We start from the raw sequence: 19,637 nt of genomic DNA, 5'->3' as shown, positions 1-19,637 counted from the left end.
TATCATATGTAATTACTCATTTCATATTTTTTCAGCTATCTTATTTTTCCATACATTTACTTAACTTTCTAATAAAGTGAAACTTTAATCAGTGGGAAGTTTGTTCCTCCCCACTGATTATTATCCCATACTAATCGGACTTTTACGGGATAAATCTTTTTTAAAGGATTCTACCAAATAAAACACGAAATTTGTAAGTTAAGGAACTAGTAGTTTTGTAAGTGGAAAATTTATGTTTGGAAAGGAAGTTAAAATGAATAATATAGAAAAAGAGATACTTAAACTAATTAATAAACTATATCCATTGGATTTTATTGAAATGAAACCAATAACAAATGAAATGTATCAATGTCTCACAGCACAAGGTACTTACTTCGTTAGAATTACAAACTATAAAACATATGAAGAGCAATTAGAAGAAGTTACATATACGAACTTTTTATATCAAAAGGGCTTAGGAGTCCCTCTAATAATACCTTCTTTAAAGGCGAATTTAGTAGAGAAAATAACATTAGACAAAGAAGTTTTTGCTGTATTATATAAAGCTGCTCCTGGTATACATTTACCAAGAAACGAATGGAATTCTAATGTATTTAAAAAGCTCGGTCAACAAATTGGAAAATTACATCGTATATCTAAAGACTTTGAAAGAGTTCAACCGGTAAATCATATAAACGATTGGTATGAAAATGAAGAGTATAATTTTCTTAACTATATCCCAAAAGAAGAAACTACTATAAGAGAAATTGCATCTGACGTTTTAACTTCTATAAAGGAGCTGCCAAAGTCCACTTCAAATTACGGCTTAATTCATGGAGATTTATGGTTAGAAAACATATTAGTGGACAATGATTTAAATTTAACAATGATTGATTTTCAAGACTGTGAAAAACATTTTTACATATTCGATTTAGCTGTTCCAGTCTATAGCGCGATAGAATATTCTTTCGTTGGGAATGGCAACATAGTCGACTATGAGAATTCTATTACAAAAGCAATAATCGACGGATACCAGGAGGAAAATGATCTACCTAAAGAAATGATAGAACAGCTTCCATTGTTTATTAAATTAAAGGAGATATTCGAATATAGTTTAATACATATGTATTGGAATAAAGAAGAGTTAACTGAGGAACAAGTACGGATAATGAACCTTTATAGAATAAAGATTGAAAAAAGCCATTCTTTAAACACAGTTGGTTTCCTATGAAGTACACCCAATTGTTACATTCAGTTTAACAATTGGGTGTACTTTTCTATAGATAAGTTTTCTTCAAAAGACAAAATACAAGGAGCGAAACGATATTTAATCGTACAGTGGCACCTATTTTTCAATCCATTCAACGGATTTATCTAGCTTAATACCATCCTCGATATTACTTTCTTCCAAAGTATTTGCCCTAGCTTGAATACAAATAAAATAGAGAGGTTCACTTGAATTGTTACGCCAAATTCTTTCCCCCTCTTGTGCCACCCTTATGACAGTACCCTCTTTGATTTCAAGAATTTCATCATCAATCTTGAATTCCCCTTGTCCTTTGACGAAGATATACAGCTCTTCATTTTCTCTATGCTTATGATAAAAGGGCATTGAAATGCCTGGAGGGAAAACATTTAGTGAAACTTCCATCCCTGTACATTGTAATTCATCTTTAAGAAATACCTTTCCAGGAGCTTTAAATGGATTTCCATTTTTATATTGAAGCAGATCCTCCCACTTTCCTACTTGAACAGCACTAAAATTTTTACCTTCCATTGTTGAATTAACAAATTGACTCATTTGTATTCTCCTCTCATATTTGTTTTCCATAATTCGACTTTTAATTCTCTAATAAATGAATAAATCCTCTCACAGAAAGAAACCGAATAGTCTCTTTTTCACGGTAAAAAAACGGCTCAATTAGCCATAATATTTTATTAAGAAGTTTATTAGTAAAGATTGTTTTTTACATATTTATCTCTACATTTATTTTATTTAGAATTTCTAAAAAACGAAGCAATCCAATTTTTATTAATTAATATTTATTTAAAATTGTAAATTAAGGCCTCAGCAGCTTCCATCACAATCTCACTTAAAGTTAGTTGAGCATGTGGTGTTAATGCAATATCTTCAACTGTCATGCCTGATTCAATTGCTAAACCCATTTCTGCAATTATTTCTGATGCACCATTACCCACGATTTGAGCACCTACTAATACACCATCTTCTTTACGCACCAATAGCCTCAAGAACCCTTTTCCTTCATTTGATACAAGTGCACAACCGTTTGCTGAAAATGGGGATTGAATCACTTTTACTTCCATGCCTTCTGCCTTTGCTCGCTCTTCAGTATAACCAACTGTAGCTAATTCAGGATTTGTGAAACAAACTGCTGGAATTGCCAAGTAATCAACACATGATAGTTCACCAGAAATAGCTTCAGCAGCTACTTTTCCTTCGTAAAATGCTTTATGTGCAAGCTGCGGACCAGCAATAATATCACCGATAGCAAAAATGTTCGGAAGGTTAGTACGGCATTGTTGATCAATTTTTAATAAACCGCGGTCAGAAAACTCAATACCGATTTTTTCAAAACCCATATTTTCAGTATTAGGACGACGGCCAACCGTTACTAATACGTAATCAGCGTCAACTTTCTTTTCTTCACCATCAATTTCGTAGGTAACAATTACACCATTTTCAACTTCTTCAACACCTTTAGCGGATGCATCTACTATTACTGTAACACCTTTGTTTATAAGGTCTTCTTTCACAATTTGAGTCATTTGTTTATCGAAGCCAGTTAAAATATCTTTACCTCCTTCAATAATTGTTACTATAGAACCGAGGGAAGCGTAAGCAGAGCCCAATTCAGTACCAATGTAACCACCACCGATTACAACCAATTTACTTGGAGCTTCAGTTAAACTAAGTGCACCTGTAGAGTTAATCACACGTTTTGTAAATTTAAATGCTGGAATTTCAACTGGGCGTGATCCAGTAGCTATAATTGCATTTTTAAATGTATATGTTTGAGTTGCATCTTTATTGGTTACTCGTATAGTGTTAGCATCCATGAAATAAGCTTCACCTTTTATCACTTCTACTTTATTGCTTTTTAATAACCCTTCTACACCACCTACTAATTTCTTTACAACGTTGTTTTTAAATTTTTGTACTTTTGCGAAGTCCACATTTACACCAGAAGAAAAAATACCCATATTTTCTGAATGCTTTGTTTCCTCAAAACGATGACCTACAGAAATAAGTGCCTTAGATGGAATGCAGCCGACGTTAGCACATACGCCACCAAGATTCTCTCTTTCTATAATTGCCACTTGTTTCCCTAATTGTGAAGCTCTTATTGCAGCAACATATCCTCCAGGTCCAGAGCCAATTACGATTGTTTCTATTTCTCTCATATCCTTTTTCACACTCCTCCAAAAATTAGAAACAGGTAGGCCGAAATTGTTCATACTCTACACATTTTTCAATTTACTATTTTGTATTAGTACCATTCTTCTCTCATCCGTTTTTTCATAGTTCCATCATGGAATTTCTATTAAGTGATCACCCCCTCAAAAAAGAAACCGAGCAGTCTCTTTTTAGCGATAAAAATTACGGCTTACTTGGCCGTAATTTGTTTTTCCAATTCATCTAAAAGTCGTGACGATACTGTATCAATATAGACTGTATCTTGGTATAAGCGTGACAAGGCAAGTGCTCCTTCAAGAGAAGAAATCCAGATGATAGCAATCTGCTTTGCTTGAGTATCTGGTTTTAACTCTCCTTGCTCAATTCCATACGTAATAATCTTTTCAATTATTCCAAGTAATTGATTCATCGCTATCTGTGCTTGTACTGCCATGAGAGGATGGGAATCATCTGCTTCTAACGTTACGTTCATGATTGGACACCCTCCAGGAAGAGGATCATTATTAATGAGAGATGTAAAAACTGAAATAAAAGTTTTTAACTTATCCAATGTATTGGATGCTTTTTTTATCTCTTCGACATAACGCACTCCCATTTGTGAAGTTGCGTGCTGAAAGGCTTGAACAGCCAAGTCATCTTTATTTTTAAAGTGACGATAAATACCACCCTTCTCCAGCCCAGTCTCTCGCATAATATCAGAAATTGAAGAACCACTATAGCCCTTTACATTAAACAGAGCAGAGGAACGATCAAGAATCATTCTTTTTGTTAATTCACCTTTACGCATTGTGTCCCCCTAAAAGAAAACGTTTGGTCTCTTTTAAGTATATGACAAACCGAAAAGAATTAGCAAGAAAAAAATAACAGGGAATATCAATGAGTAAAAAACAAATGATACACCATCCTTACAAGAATCAGAATAAATACATGAAAAACATCTTTTATTTACAGAGGTTTAGTCTCTGCCAGTCTAGCTGCACTAATTATAGGAGCCCACTGGAAAATTTCATCTCTTAATAAACCTGTTTTTTTGCAATATATATGTAAATACATTTCAGCTAATTCCACTGAATTCTGTGAATACAATAAGTATGTCCGAAACACATCTGCACGAATATCACCTGAACTAGCATCAACCCAATCTATAATATTCACATCACCATTACTCATAATTAAATTAAACGGATGAAAATCACCATGACATACTCTAGGTTCAAATGTGATTTAATCTAACTTTTTTAATATATTTCCCTTTTGTTTTTCATCCAGATCATGTACGGAGTTAATTTGACGATAAAGCCTTTCTTCCATCGGTTCTATTTCATTAGAGTTCACAGATATAGCATGAATTTTTTGTTGTATACTTACACAAATACTTATGAAATACTCCTCTTTACTCAAATTATTAAGCAAAAGCTCACCAACACTTTCCCCTTCTACATATTCCATAATAATAGCTTGTCTACCTTGTATCTCTGTAACTTCAAATACTTTAGGAACGTGTAAACCACATGAATATGCATACTTTTGTTTTTGTGCTTCGTATAGAGATTCTGTATTAGGGAAGTATTCTTTAAACAATTTCACAACTTTATTATCACAAAGATAAATTTCAGCCGTATTTCCTTTGGCTATCGGATTTCCTAGATTCAATTCATTTCTCTCCTTACAGTAAATTAGAATAACGCCTTATAGTCCTCTATAAATTCAGTGTAATTATACTGAAACCCTTCTTCATGAAAATGAAAAAAACTTACCCCCTCCTATAATTATATAGAAAGTGGTAAGTTTAATTTTCTAGGAATATCGGAATGAAACTCCGGTGTATGCAAAACAGAAAATGAATACCCTTGTTGAATAAACAATACTTCAGTATGTTTACTTTCAAATGGAACACCATTTTTCTTAAATTTATTTTGGATTTGTTGTAAAAACGCATGATCCGGTGTTCCAAATGAAACATGTACTTTCGGTGGTAAAGCTTTCATCGCGATTGGAATCCACGGTCGCTGCCACCAGGTTGCAACGATATATGCAGTGCCACCTATAACAAAGTTGAAAATATCCCCATCTTCCTTCGTTTTCATGTCTAGATTTGATTTCAACCATTCCGTAAATACAGGTACACTTTTAACCGGAAGACCAATTTCCCTTACGTATAAAATGTTTAACGGTGAATGCGGGACTAATACCTCTTCTTTAACATAACTATGTGCGATAATTTCGAGAAGATTTCCATCACCATCTTTAAAGTATAAATTGAATAGACCGCTCTCCTCACCAATTGTATGACCATCTTTCCATTTCACAATGAGTAATCCAGAACCTTCAAGCCATCTTACTGTTTCATGAAATTTTGAATATGGAATCTCAAAGGCGAAATGTGCAGGTGCAATTGGTTCATATACTTCTTGAAAACTAATTGTTGTATACGGTGTTACTTCAAATTGAATATATGATGCGGTTTCTTTTTTTATTGGAAAAGATAATATGTCTTTATAAACTTGTTTTACCCCTTCTATAGAAACCGTTTGTAGTTTTATATCTGATATATGTGTAATCACTTTACATTCCCCCTTGTTTCTTATTATCTATTCTTATTGTATTACACTTATAAATAGATAAAATCAAACCGAAGGGTGGATTTTTCGTGTAAAAACTACAACTTTAGTATGAATATGTTAGCTCCAATTACTTTTTATTTCCTCTATAACAACTTCTGGTTTATCCCAGTGTAACAAATGTGTAGTATCAGGAATTTCTTTTACTATACTGTCAGTTTTCTCTGCATTCTTTCCCACAAAAAAACTGATTTTCTTTTAAAGAAAATCAGCTTTTACGTTAAAATACACTATGATTTAACAGCAATAATCATAAACCTTTTTGAATTCGTACGAATACCTTTTTCGGAACTATTAGCGTCAATGAACTTTTGTAAAATATTAAAGTCCTCTTCTTTTTCTCCAAATCTAGGAATAATAGGCGTATGTTTTAATAAGAAAATAAGATCCTCAGGAGTACTGTAATAATCAGTAACATCATATTCACGTACTTGTACGAGTTCAAATCCTGCACTAATAAGTTCATCCATATACTTATCTTTTAACGTTCCATCTTTTTCACCTAAGCATTGCCCTCTACCAAATGCTTCTTTAAGATTTAATTTATCATGTTCGCTAACTTGTTGTGTTAAGAAAAAAGCACCTTTTTTTATTACTTTTGCCAATTCAGATGCTACAAACGGCGCATGACAACTTGAAGCAATATCAAAATGAGCATGCGGAAACGTTAAAGCTTCAGAATCCATTTGAAGAAATTCAACGTTTTGTACACCGGCTTTATTCAAATTGGAATGTGCTGTTTTGATCATTCCAATAGAATTATCTATTCCAATTAATAATTTGGCTGAAGATGCTATGTTAAGTACATTTTCTCCTCCACCTGTACCAACATCAAGTAAAATATGTGATAGTTTACATCTTACTTTCACTTCACTATAAAAGTCCCAGGTGTCTCCTACAGTCTCACATTTTAGCTTACTAAAATCCCAGCCGTTTTCACTTCCCACTTTATCATAAAAGTTTTTGTACTCTAATTCATTCATTTTATTATTTCCCCTTTGCAAAAATGTATTAAATGTTTATGATGATCCCCGAAATAGACTCAAAGTTGATATTTTCGTAAATCTCCTTTTATATCTGGTACGCATTTTTTCAGCCCCGAACAACTAGTTACTTCGAACGATACAGCATTTCATCTATATCACCTCATCTGGAAGACTCCATATATAATAACCTATAACACTATTTAATTGTATATTATAAAATATAAATTATTAAAACGATATGTTTCGACACATCACATTTAGTTTGCATAATAATATTATAGTTTGTTTTTATCGATATATTCTAAATGTCCTCTTCCCCAACCACACATACTATCCAAAACAGTACTAACTGTTTTTCCATGCTCAGTTAAGCTATATTCCACTTTAGGTGGTATTTCTTGATAAATTTCGCGTTTTATTAGTTGATCGTGCTCTAATTCACGAAGCTGCTTCGCTAATGTTCCTTGAGAAATGTCTGGTATTAATCGCTTTAATTCACCAAACCGTTTCGTTCCATCTGTTAATAATATAAATAAAATGAGTGGTTTCCATTTACCTCCGATTATTTGTAATGTTGCTATTACCCCTTTTAATTTCGGATCCTCTAAATTCATTTTCCTCACCACTCCCCCCAGTAATTTTTTATATTATGTATCCATACAACAAGCGATTAGTACGAAATTCGCGACTAAGTACATATAAAGTGCGTACTTTTCAGTAGTCATTTTTTAACGAATAATAAAATTAACACAACTTATTTTAAATCTTATATTAAGGGAGATGTTTAATCATGTCTATTACTGTGTTAAAAGATAAACATATCGTTATCATTGGCGGGAGTTCTGGTATTGGATTAGCAACAGCAAAACAAGCAATTGAACAAGGCGCACATGTTATTATTGCAGGACGCTCGGAAGAAAAATTAAAAGTTGCTCGAGAATTAATAAATAACAACCATCTTCAAACTTATGTATTGGATAATCAAAATAAAGAGCAATTACAAGATTTTTTCAAGACCGTTGGGAATTTTGATCATTTATTCACACCGGGAGCCTCTTACACACTTGGACCAATAACCGCTACAGATGATATTGCTGAAAGCAGCTTTATCGGAAAGTTTTGGCCACAATATTACGCCGTAAAATATGCGATTCCTTTTCTTTCAAAATCTGGATCTATCGTGTTAATGTCCGGTGCATTTAGTCAAAGACCACTTAAAGGTGCACCTGCTTATGGCGCTTGTAATGGTGCTATTGAAAGCTTAGGGAAAGCTTTAGCTGTTGAATTAGCTCCTATTAGAGTTAATGTTGTTTCTCCTGGAACGATACGAAGAGAGAATGAACAAAATGAGAAAAGACTAGCTGCTTATGAAGATTATAAATCTCTTTCTCTTGTACAGAGACCTGGGTATAATGATGAAATTGCACATACTGTCCTGTATTTAATGCAAAATGATTTTACTACAGGTAATGTATTATTTCCTGATGGAGGATACACATATCATTAATTTATAACAATTCAATGCCTCCTTAGATTAACTAGTATTAAGGAGGCTATTATTGTTAATCAACGAGTCCTTTGTGCTAAATATTTTCAGATGGAAATAAAGTAAAAAAGGCATATACGATACCTTTTTTACTTTATTGTTTATTTGTTTATCGGATAACAAACCTCTGTAACCCACTTATTAGGATCTGATTCCATCGCTGGACTAACGTGATAAATATTAAACATCGGTCCGGCTAATTCATAACCTTCCGTTTCAATCCATTTTGCTGCCGCCTCATTTACAGCTGTCATTTGTTCATAACTTCCGTTAACTGTTATTGAAGCTACATAGGATGGATCTATCTTTTTGAAATTAACATCTTTTGTATTTTCATGCTCCCCTAAAATATTTATCTGTATTTCTACATCCACATCATTTTCCTTATATTCTTGATCATGGAATGTAGCAATACTATAACTCGGATTAGCTATACTAATATTTTTAACATTAATTTTTTGCATCAATATACTCCATAAATCCCCTTCGCAATTATACGATGGAATAACCTTTCTAACACTTGCTACATTTCTTTCTGGAATTTCTTTTAATGAAACATGATAGTTCATTTCAATAACATCCTCTCTCATCGTTTTCATTGAGTCTTCGAGGAGACGTAATTGTTTTTTGAGATTGTCCATTTCTTCCTTTACTCGAGCACTACGATTTTCAAATTGTGATTTTATTACTTCAATATTTTCACTCTCTACTAATTCTTTAATAGTGGCAATATTAAATCCCATATCTTTTAACACTTGAATTTGATTTACTTTCTTTAATTGGGCTGCTGAATAAAATCGATAACCACTTTGCTCATCGACTTTTACTGGTTGTAATAATTCCACTTTATCGTAATGTCTCAACATACGTATGCTAATGGAAGAAAGTTTTGAAAAATCTCCTATTTTGAACATTAGTTCCTCCTATTTATTACAATTATTCGAAGCTCAACTTAAGCTTAAACAATGACATTGTGTGAGAGTCAACTATTTATAACAGTTTATACAATTATTTAATGTATTATATTTATATAATTAAAAACTCTTACGACTTATTTACCAATTCACTTTTCAACGCAATATATATTGATATTAATCCATTTATATTCAATAAAGTAACTATAATACTAATGAGCAACGCTACATCTGCAGAAAACATTTTAATCGTCTGCCACGGTGAATTTGTACTATAAATAAGAAGTGGAATTAAAGTAATAGATAATATTAGAAATAAACTCCCTAGAAAAATCCAGGTCATTTTTTTACAAATTTTCTTACGTTTATACTTTATTATTAACATAATTGCTGTAATAAAAAGTGAGAATATTAATATTGACATAATAATTTGAACTATTGGTATATTTTTTGGTATATCAACCGGTTCTTCACCATTCAAAATATTAATAATCCCTTTTTAAAATTCTGGTAGTGATGCTTCTTCTAAAACATGATTTTTATTCGTTAAAATCACAACACCCCAGCCAGTTTCATTTAAAATAAATATTTCTGCATGTGAATCAGGAGTTGAGCCTGAATGCCAAACCATCTTTTCGTTTCCATTTATATTTGTTGTCCTCAGTCCAAAACCATAATATTTCGCTGAATCTATTTTATATAATGGAGATAAATAAAGATCCATACTATCTTTATTTAAAAATTGTGTATGCTCTTGCTGATTCAAAAACTTAATGAATTGAATCATATCTTCTAGATTTGCTGTAATATATCCATATGGTGTCCCACCATTATCATACGACACCGTACTTTTTCTTGGTATTCCAAACCATGATTGATAACCTGTTAAATAACCCTTTTTATAAGACTCTTCACTATTTGCTGCTGCACCATTCATTCTTAATGGCTGAAAAATTTGCTTCTCCATATAAGTAGAATATGTCTCTTTTGAAACTTCCTCAATAAGTGCACCAAGAACGAGATAATTTGCATTACTATATTGATATTTTTGTCCTAGGGGAGCAGTTAATGTTACATTCGACAGTTTCATTACATTTTCTTTTATAGCCGTAGTAGTCTTTGATTGCTTATCTGATAATACTAAACCTTCATAGGTACTCATTCCACTTGAATGTGTTAGTAGATGTTGGATTGTTATATTTGAGGCCGATTGATTATCTTTTACTTTAAACCAAGGAAGATGTTGTTGAACTGAATCCTCTAAATTTATTTTTTTATTTTCTATTAACTTCACTATAGCTAGACCAGTTAAAGATTTACTTATTGATCCAATTGCAAATGGTGTTTTACTAGTTATCTTTTTTTCAGATTCTCCAGTAACCCCCCATAATTTTGTGTAAAATACATCTCTATTATGTACAATAGCTACTGAAGCTCCTGGAATTTTATGTTCCTTTAAAAATTTTTCAATATAAATATCTAAAGTAACTCTAATATTTTGCTGAGCGTAAACTTTTGAATGTGCAATACATAACATTAATACATTACAAACTATACAAATTAGAAACAATTTATATTTCGATATCTTCATCTTAATGTACTTCGGATAACTTTCTTTTTTTATAAATTACTAAAATTATAGATATTAATAAAGAAACCATTAAACTAATCATTATTAATATAGAGTTCCACCATTGATTTTCTGCTATTCGATATAAAAGATTAAAATTAAAGTTATTTTCACTGTTGGTTGGATTAAGGGATTCAGTTAAAAATATCGAAAGTGTAGTTTGTGAAATGAGGTATGTAATAAATGCGACAAATATGCCAATTATGATTAATGTATTAGATTTTTTATTTATATTTTGAAGTTGTTTCATTTTCACTCGCAGATCAATTTCATTTATCTCCAAAAAGTCTTGAACAAATAATTGAGGCGTTCCTAGGTCATTTATACTTTCCTCACCATGTTCACGATATTCTTGGATATGCTCTAAAATTTGTTGTTTAATATTTTCCCTTTCTTCTAAACTTATATCATATTGCTTTAATTCCTTAAGTACGCCTGTTAAAAATTGCTGTTCTTTATCTTTTAATTCACTCCTCATTTCAGAAGGTCTCCTTTCAAACCACTCTTTAATAATATTTTAATATCAGATTGCAACTCTAACCATTCATTAACTTTCTTCTCAAGACGCAATTTTCCATTTTCATTAATTTCGTAATAAATCCTAACTTTACCACTGTCTGTTACTTCTTGATAAGTATTAACCCACTCTTGATTTTTCAGTTTAGTTAAAATGGGATAAATGCTTCCTACTCCTTTCAATTTTAAATTATGTACTTCAAGTTCTTTCATAATTTCATAACCATAACTTTTCTTTGTAGACAAAATAGACAATACACACATTTCTAAATTCCCTTTAATTAAACTTGTTCTATCCATAGGATAAATTTAACAGAAATATATACTTCATTCAAGTATATATTTCTGTTAAATTTAAAAATTCTAATAATTATACTATCACTAAAAAAGTAGCATATTCCTTTTGTTATTATCCAAATAACCTAAATTATTATCCCCAAAAAACATTTTTATACGTCAATAATTATATAATAAATGATCATAATTAACGATTTAAAACTAACTATCGCAGATAAATGTATTTATATCTTAGAAAGACTAACAAAACTTAAACATAAATGCCAACCTGTAATACCTTTCAGTTTAAAATTTAAGAATAATTTATATTGGTATTACAAATAGATTTTTCTTGCTCTATTATTTATCTACCTTAACACGTTTAAAGAAACTCTTCTTCAACATAAAAACTCATTTGCAGATTATTGCAAATGAGTTTTTAATCCCTAACTAACCACTATTTTTTATTCTTCTTAATTTAATTATTTTTCTCAAGACATTCATAAACCGCCATCATTTCTCGCTTATTCAACTCACGAATTCGATTAAATATTAGAATGTCTGCAACATCCTCAGTTCGTAAGCTTACATCCACAACATCACTAACCTTTCCAGTTAACCATGTTTGCACATCTATTCCATCAACAATTTCTTTAAGTCCTTCATCGTTAATACCACTTGCATTACAAGTTATACATGGAATTGTTAATTTAAACACGCCATCATGTAGATTATCTTCGGTTATAACTTTCTTTCCGTTACAGAATGGACACGGGTTGCTTTTTTTAATTTTATTAATTTGGGTAACTAATTTTTTGTAACCAAATGCTTCGTATACATATGTTAGTTTTTTATATTTACCATTTGTGAAATACTTATCTATAATGGTTTCTCTTGTTTCATAAATATTAGGAAAATCACAAATAGTTACTTGATTGTTGAAGAAAATGGATTCTATATTTCCTTTTATTTCATCCCAGAATGGTAAAACATTTTGTAACACCATTTCATAATTTGAAAAGCTTGCTTGTTCTAATTCAAACATTTTCAGTGCGACTTGTATATTTCTAGGTAATAAAGAAACATCTTCTGTCATAATCATATCGTCACCTACGATAGATTTCAATTTGACGAGTACAGGCAAATCTCCTACAATTTTTAATACTTCGTTAAGCGGCTGATTAATAATTTCACGAATATCTGTATCTCCAAAATTAAGTGGTTTGTGGTGATTTAATAAAGTTCCCTTACAAATTGGACATTTCATCATTTCTTTAGAAGTCTTAATATCTTCTTTAATAGCTGCTTTTGAAATAACAATATACCCGCCAATAATCGTATTAAATCCTACCCATGTTCTACGTGTCTTTCCTTTCTTATCATAAAAGGACTTATCAAAATAGCCGTACCAAAATGTATGTTTTTCTTCCTCAGACATATCATTATAGCTCTTTGACAAATCATGACCAAGCTCATTTTTAATTTCTTCAAATAGAAATTCTATTTTTTCATATTGATAAAATTTTAATACTTTCATGATTTCCGGATCGAATAGACTATCCCAAAATGGAACATTTTTATCTTGAATTGTAATTTCTTTATCAAAAACTTCAATTTGAAGACGTCCAGAACATGATGGGCAATGATTATCCTGAGAATAGAAATCGAAGCTTCTCGTATCTTTATTAGTCGGATGAGCAGCTACAATATGATTGATCAATCCACCAATTTCATATAAGAAACTATATTGACTATACAAATGTCTTTCGAGATCAATAGCAACAACAGGTGCCATTGTATCAGATTCATATTCACCATAAATTAATCGTGCCATTGATGATAAGCTTTTTAAAATACCACCCTTATAAACGTTTTCAGCATTTTTAAAATAGTTAATATGATTTTCTTTTAAATAGTGAACTCCTTCTTTACGCTTTAGCGTTGAAGAAATGTGTACTTGTTCAGCATTATTCACACTTCTTTTTTGACGATAATAATCCTCATGACTTACTACATCAAGATGCTCTATAGATTCAAGCTGTCTTTTTCCAAAATCGACAATATAATCAGAACTTTCTAGCATGTAACTGTTATGCTCAATCATTATGATAGAGACTGATTCATCTTGTAATATCCCTCTAACACTATCTATAAATTGATTTAAAATATTTTGCGATAAACCTTTTGAAGGCTCATCAAAAATAAACAATGTATGTGGATTTCTTGTTTTTGCAAATAACTCAGAAACTAAATGAACACATTGAAACTCACCCGTTGATAATGTTTGTGTTTTTCGTTCTAATGTTAAATAGCCCAGTCCTAATTTGATTAGTAGGCTCAAGCGTTTATACGCAATATCTTCGTTTGGAATTTCATCAATAATATCCTCAATTGAGCGCTCAAAAATATCATCAATTTCTTCACTATACTTTGTCAATTTCTTTTTAATATCTAAGAAAGTTGCTACAGTTGATCGACTTGTAATCGATTGGTTTCGATCTTGCCCTACCATAACTAGTTTATCTTTTGGATATCGTTTCAAGAAATCTGTAGCTAAACACTCATTGACAAGTGTAGATTTCCCGCATCCAGACTCTCCCGTAACAGTTACAAGTCTATTTTTAGGAATCTGAAACTCAGTCATTTGGATATTTCGGCAATATAATTCATGGAATGTATAATATTCTGTTGGCATTTCGTAATTTCGTTCCGATAGTATTGGTTTTGGTCTTGGTGATTCTTTCACGATTTGTCCACCATATTTTCCGCTACCAGGTCCGAAGAACAATTGCTCATCTGTTGTATCCAGTACTGTATCTGAATGATCAATGAGCCAGATTTGATTTTTACATCCTAATTGCTTGATTTCTTCTAATATTTGTAATAATGTTTCATTATCAAGTCCAACTGAAATCTCATCAATAATAATTACAGTATTTTCACTAACTGCCATGAATTCAGCTAAGTAAAGTCGTGTTAATTCTCCACCTGACAACGTACCCATAATTCGATTTAATGTTAAATAACCAATGTTCATATTGATAATATTTTGCAATATATGTTGTTTTGCTTCACTAATATTTAATTCTTCTGCTAATGAAAGAATAGATTCAACACTTAAATCGTTAATATCCGAAATTGTATGTGATTTAGCAAATAACTCAATAGTACGTTGTTCAACTTCTTCACTATAACGTTTCCCCTTACATTTTTTACACTCAATATTTTTAGTAGTACCACGCCCTTTACAGCCAGCACACCAACCTAATTGATTATTAAATGAAAAGACTTCAGGAGAAAGATTAAATTTTCTCGCTAATTTTTCACGAATCTCTTTAAAAACACCTGTATGAGTACCAATCGTCGAACGCGGATTGGAAGAAATTGATGATTTCCCTAAAAAAAGTACTAAAGGCATTTTTTCCATTTTAATTGCACTAAAATTAGTTTCCATAATATTAGGAAATAAATATTGATATTCAGCCTTTGGCAATAAGGAAACTAGACGCTTCTTTGATTCTTCACCAATTGTTTGACAAAGAGTTGTTTTTCCAGATCCAGATAAACCAGCAATACCAAGTGATTTATTAAATGGAATAACAGTATCAAGTTTATTTATGTTATTAGCAATTAATTGATTTACTTTCATATTAACCTCTATTCTTATTTTTCCACAAAATCATTTTTACAATATAATAATTACATAATGAATATTACCTATTATACAATTTATCCTCTCACTTCTTGAATCTTATCCTTGTATTTTTCGAACCATTGTTGCCATTCGTTTTTAGAAAATTCCTTCTCTTCCTCTTCTAAAACTGAAGAAAAAAGGTCAAGACAAATATGCCAACCAGCTATATCTTTTGGTGTATGATCAGTTAATTCATGAATGTATTCTTTAAGTAGTAAAAGAGCACCATTTTTCTCTTTATGTATTTCAAATCGGACACGATCTTTATCCCATGTGAATTCAAGTACTGAATTTAGTTGGCACTCTAAAATATCAATATTTAAAAATGAACCATCCATCATGTCGAACTTTATAATTCCACCTGTTTTAAGGTTTTCAATCTGTAAATTAGACATCCATTTTTTAAGCTTGCTGTTTTCAGTTAAAACAGACCAAACTTCCTCTATTGTATTGGGAAATTGGCGTTCAAATTTTATAATATAGCCATCAGTTTGTTTCTCTATTTGAGCTAACATATTTATTTCCTCCTACTCTTGTACAGAATGTATGTTCCTGTTTTATTTTACACGAATTTATGTATAAAAGAAATCTCTATGGCAATGAAATATTAATTTAATGTGTGAATGGTATCTTGAACATTGATTGATTTATTATATATTCTCTCCATGTGTTTATTACAATAGGCGTACCTCAACATTTCCGCAAAAAAATTCAACATGAGAAAACGTTGATTTATTTACTTTATATGACATTTCCATTAAATATTTAAAAGCAATTTTCTTTAAGATAAATGGTGTTAATAAGAGCTAATATAGTATTCAAATCAAGTTATGTAACGTTCAAAATCACTTATTATGTATGTCTAATTCCTTGCTAAACGTAGGTTTACAAAACAAATAAAAAAAGCCGCATTTGCGACTCATGAACTGATAGAACTAACACCTATTTTAGGTGAATGACTTACCTTTTAATCGCGTCAACAATTAGCGATGGAAAACCAAGTTTATCGCCTCTATTTCTAGAATCATACCTTTTCGAACGGAAAATAACGCCGTCATTCGCATCCCATTCTGTGTAATAAAATTGACCATTTTCATCACAATATTCAAGTAAAACTACCTCAAATCCAGCAATTTCAAACATTTTCGTTAATGTTTTATAATTATGTACGATTTTATGGCTTGCAGCTGGATGGTCTTTCGGGCCAGGGCTGCCTATTTGAACTATATTTTGATATGTTTCATCTCGGAAAAATGCATCAGGCACTCCGCACCGAATATGACCTGATGGCTTTAAAAATTTATAGCAAATTTCAGCTGCTTTTACACCTTCTTCAAAAGTAAGATGTTCCCATACATGCTCTACTAAAATAGCTGAAATGGAATTGTATTCAAATCTTTCTTCCCAAGTGGTATTGTCTAGTAAATTAAGTTCATCTTCTTGCGTTTGAACCCAACCTGGATTATTATTAAATACTCCAGCTCCGACTACTACTTTAATTTCGTCTTGCTTAATTGCCATCACTTTCACCTCATAAATCTTTTAATGTATTAATATATTCTATGTTTACTATACATTTTCCTTTTTCAACTAAAGTGCCAGTTAGCTCAATAAGATAGGTAACAAAACTTCTGTTATTTTTACTTTTCCTCCCACATACAGCAAAAACGTTATAGTGCAAAATAAAAAGCGAAAAGAATAATTCCCTCCGCTTTTTATAGCAATAAATACATTTCATATTGTGCTAAAGAATTCTTTTCAAATCCAGATTTCTTTAAAAACCCTTCCAGTAAATTGTTGTTTGGGAACCCAATTGATAAACTTGATAACTTTAATTCTTCACTTGCTACCTGTAATAATTTCGTCCCAACACCAATATTTCTATAGTCTTTGTCTATGAAAATAAAACTAATTTTTCCTTGTTCATTTACACATACAGAACCTTTTATATCACTATCAACATATGCACCGTAAAATGTATGATTTGTTTTTTCGATATAATCAATATCATTTTGCCAATTTATATGGAAGTTTAGCCATTTCTGAATCTCAACTTTAAATGTCGGAAATTCTAATTGTTTTACTTCAATCTTTTTATTATCTTTATTCATTATTTTAGTTAAATCATTTAAATTATAATAAGAAAGATCATATACTTTTTCATAACCTAATTTGTTATAAAAATGAATCGCCCGATCGTTTCCTACAATAACTTCAAGAAAAAGCTGCTTACATTTATTTTGTGTCGCTTCTTCTTTATGTAACTCAAATAACTTTTGACTTACACCAATGCCTCGAAATTCTGGATGAACAGCTAATGTTCCGCAGCGCATTGTTTTTATACTTTCATATACCTTAATACCACCAAGTATTACACCAACAGATTTGTCACCGTCTAACGCAATAAAGGAGTGTTCTAGCGAGTTACCTTCTGGTCCCAAAAACCGTTGTACAAAATCCTCTTTTGAAACTTCCATTTTAATAATATAATCAGAAAAACCATCTTTAAACGCTTCATATACTAAATCAATATTTACTTCATTACACCTTTTATATTGAATCATATAGAATTATCCTCCACTTACTTGTATTAAACTCAACATTCAAACACATGAAATAAACTATTACCACTATATCCATTATTCTTGAATTTTTAACGATATCTCTTAATTTGAAATGAGCGGACACTTTCCTATATATCTTTCACTATTAATTTGTTTTACTACAAACGGTGCAATATCCCCATTTTGAATTTTGATTCCTGGCATATCTACTAAACTCTCTTTAATATCACCAGTACCATTTCCTTCTATAACAAAGGGTAATCTAACAATTGTCCAATCTACTTCACTACTTTGTATAATTTGCAATTCTTTATATTTATCCTGCATCATCTTTGGAAGAAATAATTGAAACAAATTAGCCCCTATTTTATTTGTAATTCCCTTCTGATCCCCTTTTACATTTAAGGATCCTCCAGAAATAAGAATATAGCGCTTCATTTCATATTCCTTCATTACTTTTAAAATATGCTTCGTAACTGTACTAAAAATATAAGGTTCATTTTTCGGCTGACCCACCGCATTAATCACAGCTTTACACCCTTGAAGTAATTCCTGTATGACTGAAAAATCGCGGGCATCCCCACTGATAGTCTCTATATTTTCATTAGTTATCGTCATATTTTTAGAATTTCTCGTTAATATTCGTACTTGATAGCCCTTTTCTAACACTTGATTTACGAGGTATTTTCCGACTTTTCCATTCGCACCAAGAATCGCTATTTTATTTGTAGCTTTCATCACTATACTCCTCTTACTATACATTGTTAACTACAGTAATCTCATAAACACGTAAAAAAGTAATTAAATGCTCACATGCTCGTTCACATGCTAACATTTTAAAAACCTTTTGTTCTTCTTTCGTTTTGTCATTCGCTTGATCTGAGGCAGCTTTTAAACATAGAAATGGTTTGTTATTTACACGACATACATAAGCAAATGCTGCCACTTCTTGATCAACGGCTAAAGCACCGTATACAGTATGAAGTAAATACCTCATTTCTGAACTTCGAATACGTTGATCTCCAGATAGAAATGTACCAAAATGGACCGGGTCATACGAACGCAATTTCTTCATTCGCTTTACGAGTGATTTAGTTGTTTCAATAGGTGCTGTTCTACCATCATATAGATTAAAACTATCTTCTCCTGAACCAGCCGCTGTAACATCATGCTGCAAAGTATTAAGAGCTACAACGATGTGTCCATTTTTCACCTTATCTGATAAACTCCCGCAAATCCCTGTCATAAATAACTGGTCTGGCTGGAATTCACTTATTAATAGTTGTACACAACTAGCACAACTTACTTTACCGACACCAGTTACAACTGAAATAACTTCTAATTCATTAATAGAATGAAAATGAAATTCCCAAGCTGCTATTTTTTCTACACGCTCACTTGGATAATGTTGATGCAAATACGTAAGCTCTGGTTCCCATGCAGATACAATTGCGATCCTTTTCATTACACACTTC

17 protein-coding genes and 3 pseudogenes are annotated in these 19,637 nt (G+C 31.4%); 2 read left to right on the top strand and 18 right to left on the bottom strand.

What is annotated here, in order from left to right:
• The first annotated feature begins 232 nt into the window (after nt 1-232).
• Complete coding sequence (locus MR066_RS00320; protein ID WP_242245558.1) at nt 233-1,210, top strand: phosphotransferase enzyme family protein; 978 nt, start codon at nt 233-235, stop codon at nt 1,208-1,210.
• Between the two features lie 114 nt (nt 1,211-1,324).
• Here MR066_RS00320 and MR066_RS00315 read toward each other — a convergent pair whose 3' ends face one another.
• The 8 genes and pseudogenes from MR066_RS00315 to MR066_RS00280 all read right to left on the bottom strand — a co-directional run bounded on the left by MR066_RS00315 (nt 1,325) and on the right by MR066_RS00280 (nt 7,636).
• Entirely contained in the window at nt 1,325-1,780 is a 456-nt protein-coding gene (locus MR066_RS00315; protein ID WP_012260972.1) for a cupin domain-containing protein, read from the bottom strand.
• A 242-nt stretch (nt 1,781-2,022) separates the two neighbouring features.
• The gene (gene lpdA, locus MR066_RS00310) at nt 2,023-3,402 is read right to left on the bottom strand and encodes a dihydrolipoyl dehydrogenase (RefSeq protein WP_242245557.1); all 1,380 of its coding nucleotides are present in this window, start codon (nt 3,400-3,402) and stop codon (nt 2,023-2,025) included.
• 203 nt (nt 3,403-3,605) lie between these two features.
• Nucleotides 3,606-4,202, bottom strand: coding sequence for a TetR/AcrR family transcriptional regulator (locus MR066_RS00305; RefSeq protein WP_002136484.1), 597 nt, complete (start codon nt 4,200-4,202; stop codon nt 3,606-3,608).
• 158 nt (nt 4,203-4,360) lie between these two features.
• A pseudogene (locus tag MR066_RS00300) lies at nt 4,361-5,068 on the bottom strand (aminoglycoside phosphotransferase family protein).
• 116 nt (nt 5,069-5,184) lie between these two features.
• Nucleotides 5,185-5,979 carry a VOC family protein gene (locus tag MR066_RS00295; RefSeq protein ID WP_242245556.1) on the bottom strand — a complete coding sequence of 265 codons (795 nt, stop codon included), beginning with the start codon at nt 5,977-5,979 and terminating at the stop codon, nt 5,185-5,187.
• A 117-nt stretch (nt 5,980-6,096) separates the two neighbouring features.
• A pseudogene (locus tag MR066_RS00290) lies at nt 6,097-6,198 on the bottom strand (alpha/beta hydrolase); the annotation flags it as partial.
• 68 nt (nt 6,199-6,266) lie between these two features.
• Nucleotides 6,267-7,019, bottom strand: coding sequence for a class I SAM-dependent methyltransferase (locus MR066_RS00285; protein WP_242245555.1), 753 nt, complete (start codon nt 7,017-7,019; stop codon nt 6,267-6,269).
• Nucleotides 7,020-7,297: 278 nt separating this feature from the next.
• Nucleotides 7,298-7,636, bottom strand: a complete 339-nt coding sequence (locus tag MR066_RS00280; RefSeq protein WP_242246086.1) for a winged helix-turn-helix transcriptional regulator — start codon at nt 7,634-7,636, stop codon at nt 7,298-7,300.
• 176 nt (nt 7,637-7,812) lie between these two features.
• On the opposite strand from MR066_RS00280, the gene MR066_RS00275 reads away from it, so the two are divergent.
• On the top strand, nt 7,813-8,529 hold the full coding sequence (locus MR066_RS00275; protein WP_242245554.1) for an SDR family oxidoreductase: 717 nt from the start codon (nt 7,813-7,815) through the stop codon (nt 8,527-8,529).
• A 140-nt stretch (nt 8,530-8,669) separates the two neighbouring features.
• Here the strand turns inward: MR066_RS00275 and MR066_RS00270 are convergent, their stop codons facing one another.
• The 10 genes and pseudogenes from MR066_RS00270 to mtnN form a co-directional block, all read right to left on the bottom strand.
• Nucleotides 8,670-9,482: a MerR family transcriptional regulator gene (locus tag MR066_RS00270; protein WP_098168229.1), complete on the bottom strand. Its 813-nt coding sequence runs from the start codon at nt 9,480-9,482 to the stop codon at nt 8,670-8,672.
• A gap of 130 nt (nt 9,483-9,612) precedes the next feature.
• Nucleotides 9,613-11,073 (bottom strand): annotated as a pseudogene (locus MR066_RS00265) (serine hydrolase domain-containing protein).
• A gap of 1 nt (nt 11,074) precedes the next feature.
• Nucleotides 11,075-11,590: a DUF1129 domain-containing protein gene (locus MR066_RS00260; protein WP_242245553.1), complete on the bottom strand. Its 516-nt coding sequence runs from the start codon at nt 11,588-11,590 to the stop codon at nt 11,075-11,077.
• Nucleotides 11,587-11,928: a PadR family transcriptional regulator gene (locus tag MR066_RS00255; protein ID WP_002085418.1), complete on the bottom strand. Its 342-nt coding sequence runs from the start codon at nt 11,926-11,928 to the stop codon at nt 11,587-11,589. The genes MR066_RS00260 and MR066_RS00255 overlap by 4 nt, the downstream gene beginning before the upstream one ends.
• 454 nt (nt 11,929-12,382) lie before the next feature.
• Nucleotides 12,383-15,553, bottom strand: coding sequence for an ATP-binding cassette domain-containing protein (locus MR066_RS00250; RefSeq protein WP_242245551.1), 3,171 nt, complete (start codon nt 15,551-15,553; stop codon nt 12,383-12,385).
• 80 nt (nt 15,554-15,633) lie between these two features.
• The gene (locus MR066_RS00245) at nt 15,634-16,113 is read right to left on the bottom strand and encodes an SRPBCC family protein (RefSeq protein WP_242245549.1); all 480 of its coding nucleotides are present in this window, start codon (nt 16,111-16,113) and stop codon (nt 15,634-15,636) included.
• Nucleotides 16,114-16,558: 445 nt separating this feature from the next.
• Complete coding sequence (locus MR066_RS00240; protein ID WP_242245548.1) at nt 16,559-17,122, bottom strand: class I SAM-dependent methyltransferase; 564 nt, start codon at nt 17,120-17,122, stop codon at nt 16,559-16,561.
• A gap of 191 nt (nt 17,123-17,313) precedes the next feature.
• Nucleotides 17,314-18,162: a GNAT family N-acetyltransferase gene (locus tag MR066_RS00235; RefSeq protein ID WP_061675562.1), complete on the bottom strand. Its 849-nt coding sequence runs from the start codon at nt 18,160-18,162 to the stop codon at nt 17,314-17,316.
• 102 nt (nt 18,163-18,264) lie between these two features.
• Nucleotides 18,265-18,900 carry an SDR family oxidoreductase gene (locus tag MR066_RS00230; RefSeq protein WP_242245547.1) on the bottom strand — a complete coding sequence of 212 codons (636 nt, stop codon included), beginning with the start codon at nt 18,898-18,900 and terminating at the stop codon, nt 18,265-18,267.
• A 16-nt stretch (nt 18,901-18,916) separates the two neighbouring features.
• On the bottom strand, nt 18,917-19,627 hold the full coding sequence (gene mtnN, locus MR066_RS00225; RefSeq protein WP_002032255.1) for a 5'-methylthioadenosine/S-adenosylhomocysteine nucleosidase: 711 nt from the start codon (nt 19,625-19,627) through the stop codon (nt 18,917-18,919).
• Nucleotides 19,628-19,637: the final 10 nt, after the last annotated feature.

Origin of the sequence: Bacillus cereus group sp. BfR-BA-01523, assembly GCF_022662615.1 — a bacterium.
GTDB lineage: Bacteria > Bacillota > Bacilli > Bacillales > Bacillaceae_G > Bacillus_A > Bacillus_A mycoides.
This window is presented reverse-complemented; position numbering and strand designations above follow the sequence as displayed.

Bases quoted from the DNA above. Each gene is read 5' to 3' on its own strand.
- MR066_RS00320 (WP_242245558.1), top strand. From the start codon at position 233: ATGTTTGGAAAGGAAGTTAAAATGAATAATATAGAAAAAGAGATACTT.
- MR066_RS00315 (WP_012260972.1), bottom strand. From the start codon at position 1,780: ATGAGTCAATTTGTTAATTCAACAATGGAAGGTAAAAATTTTAGTGCT.
- lpdA (WP_242245557.1), bottom strand. From the start codon at position 3,402: ATGAGAGAAATAGAAACAATCGTAATTGGCTCTGGACCTGGAGGATAT.
- MR066_RS00305 (WP_002136484.1), bottom strand. From the start codon at position 4,202: ATGCGTAAAGGTGAATTAACAAAAAGAATGATTCTTGATCGTTCCTCT.
- MR066_RS00285 (WP_242245555.1), bottom strand. From the start codon at position 7,019: ATGAATGAATTAGAGTACAAAAACTTTTATGATAAAGTGGGAAGTGAA.
- MR066_RS00280 (WP_242246086.1), bottom strand. From the start codon at position 7,636: ATGAATTTAGAGGATCCGAAATTAAAAGGGGTAATAGCAACATTACAA.
- MR066_RS00275 (WP_242245554.1), top strand. From the start codon at position 7,813: ATGTCTATTACTGTGTTAAAAGATAAACATATCGTTATCATTGGCGGG.
- MR066_RS00270 (WP_098168229.1), bottom strand. From the start codon at position 9,482: ATGTTCAAAATAGGAGATTTTTCAAAACTTTCTTCCATTAGCATACGT.
- MR066_RS00260 (WP_242245553.1), bottom strand. From the start codon at position 11,590: ATGAGGAGTGAATTAAAAGATAAAGAACAGCAATTTTTAACAGGCGTA.
- MR066_RS00255 (WP_002085418.1), bottom strand. From the start codon at position 11,928: ATGGATAGAACAAGTTTAATTAAAGGGAATTTAGAAATGTGTGTATTG.
- MR066_RS00250 (WP_242245551.1), bottom strand. From the start codon at position 15,553: ATGAAAGTAAATCAATTAATTGCTAATAACATAAATAAACTTGATACT.
- MR066_RS00245 (WP_242245549.1), bottom strand. From the start codon at position 16,113: ATGTTAGCTCAAATAGAGAAACAAACTGATGGCTATATTATAAAATTT.
- MR066_RS00235 (WP_061675562.1), bottom strand. From the start codon at position 18,162: ATGATTCAATATAAAAGGTGTAATGAAGTAAATATTGATTTAGTATAT.
- MR066_RS00230 (WP_242245547.1), bottom strand. From the start codon at position 18,900: ATGAAAGCTACAAATAAAATAGCGATTCTTGGTGCGAATGGAAAAGTC.
- mtnN (WP_002032255.1), bottom strand. From the start codon at position 19,627: ATGAAAAGGATCGCAATTGTATCTGCATGGGAACCAGAGCTTACGTAT.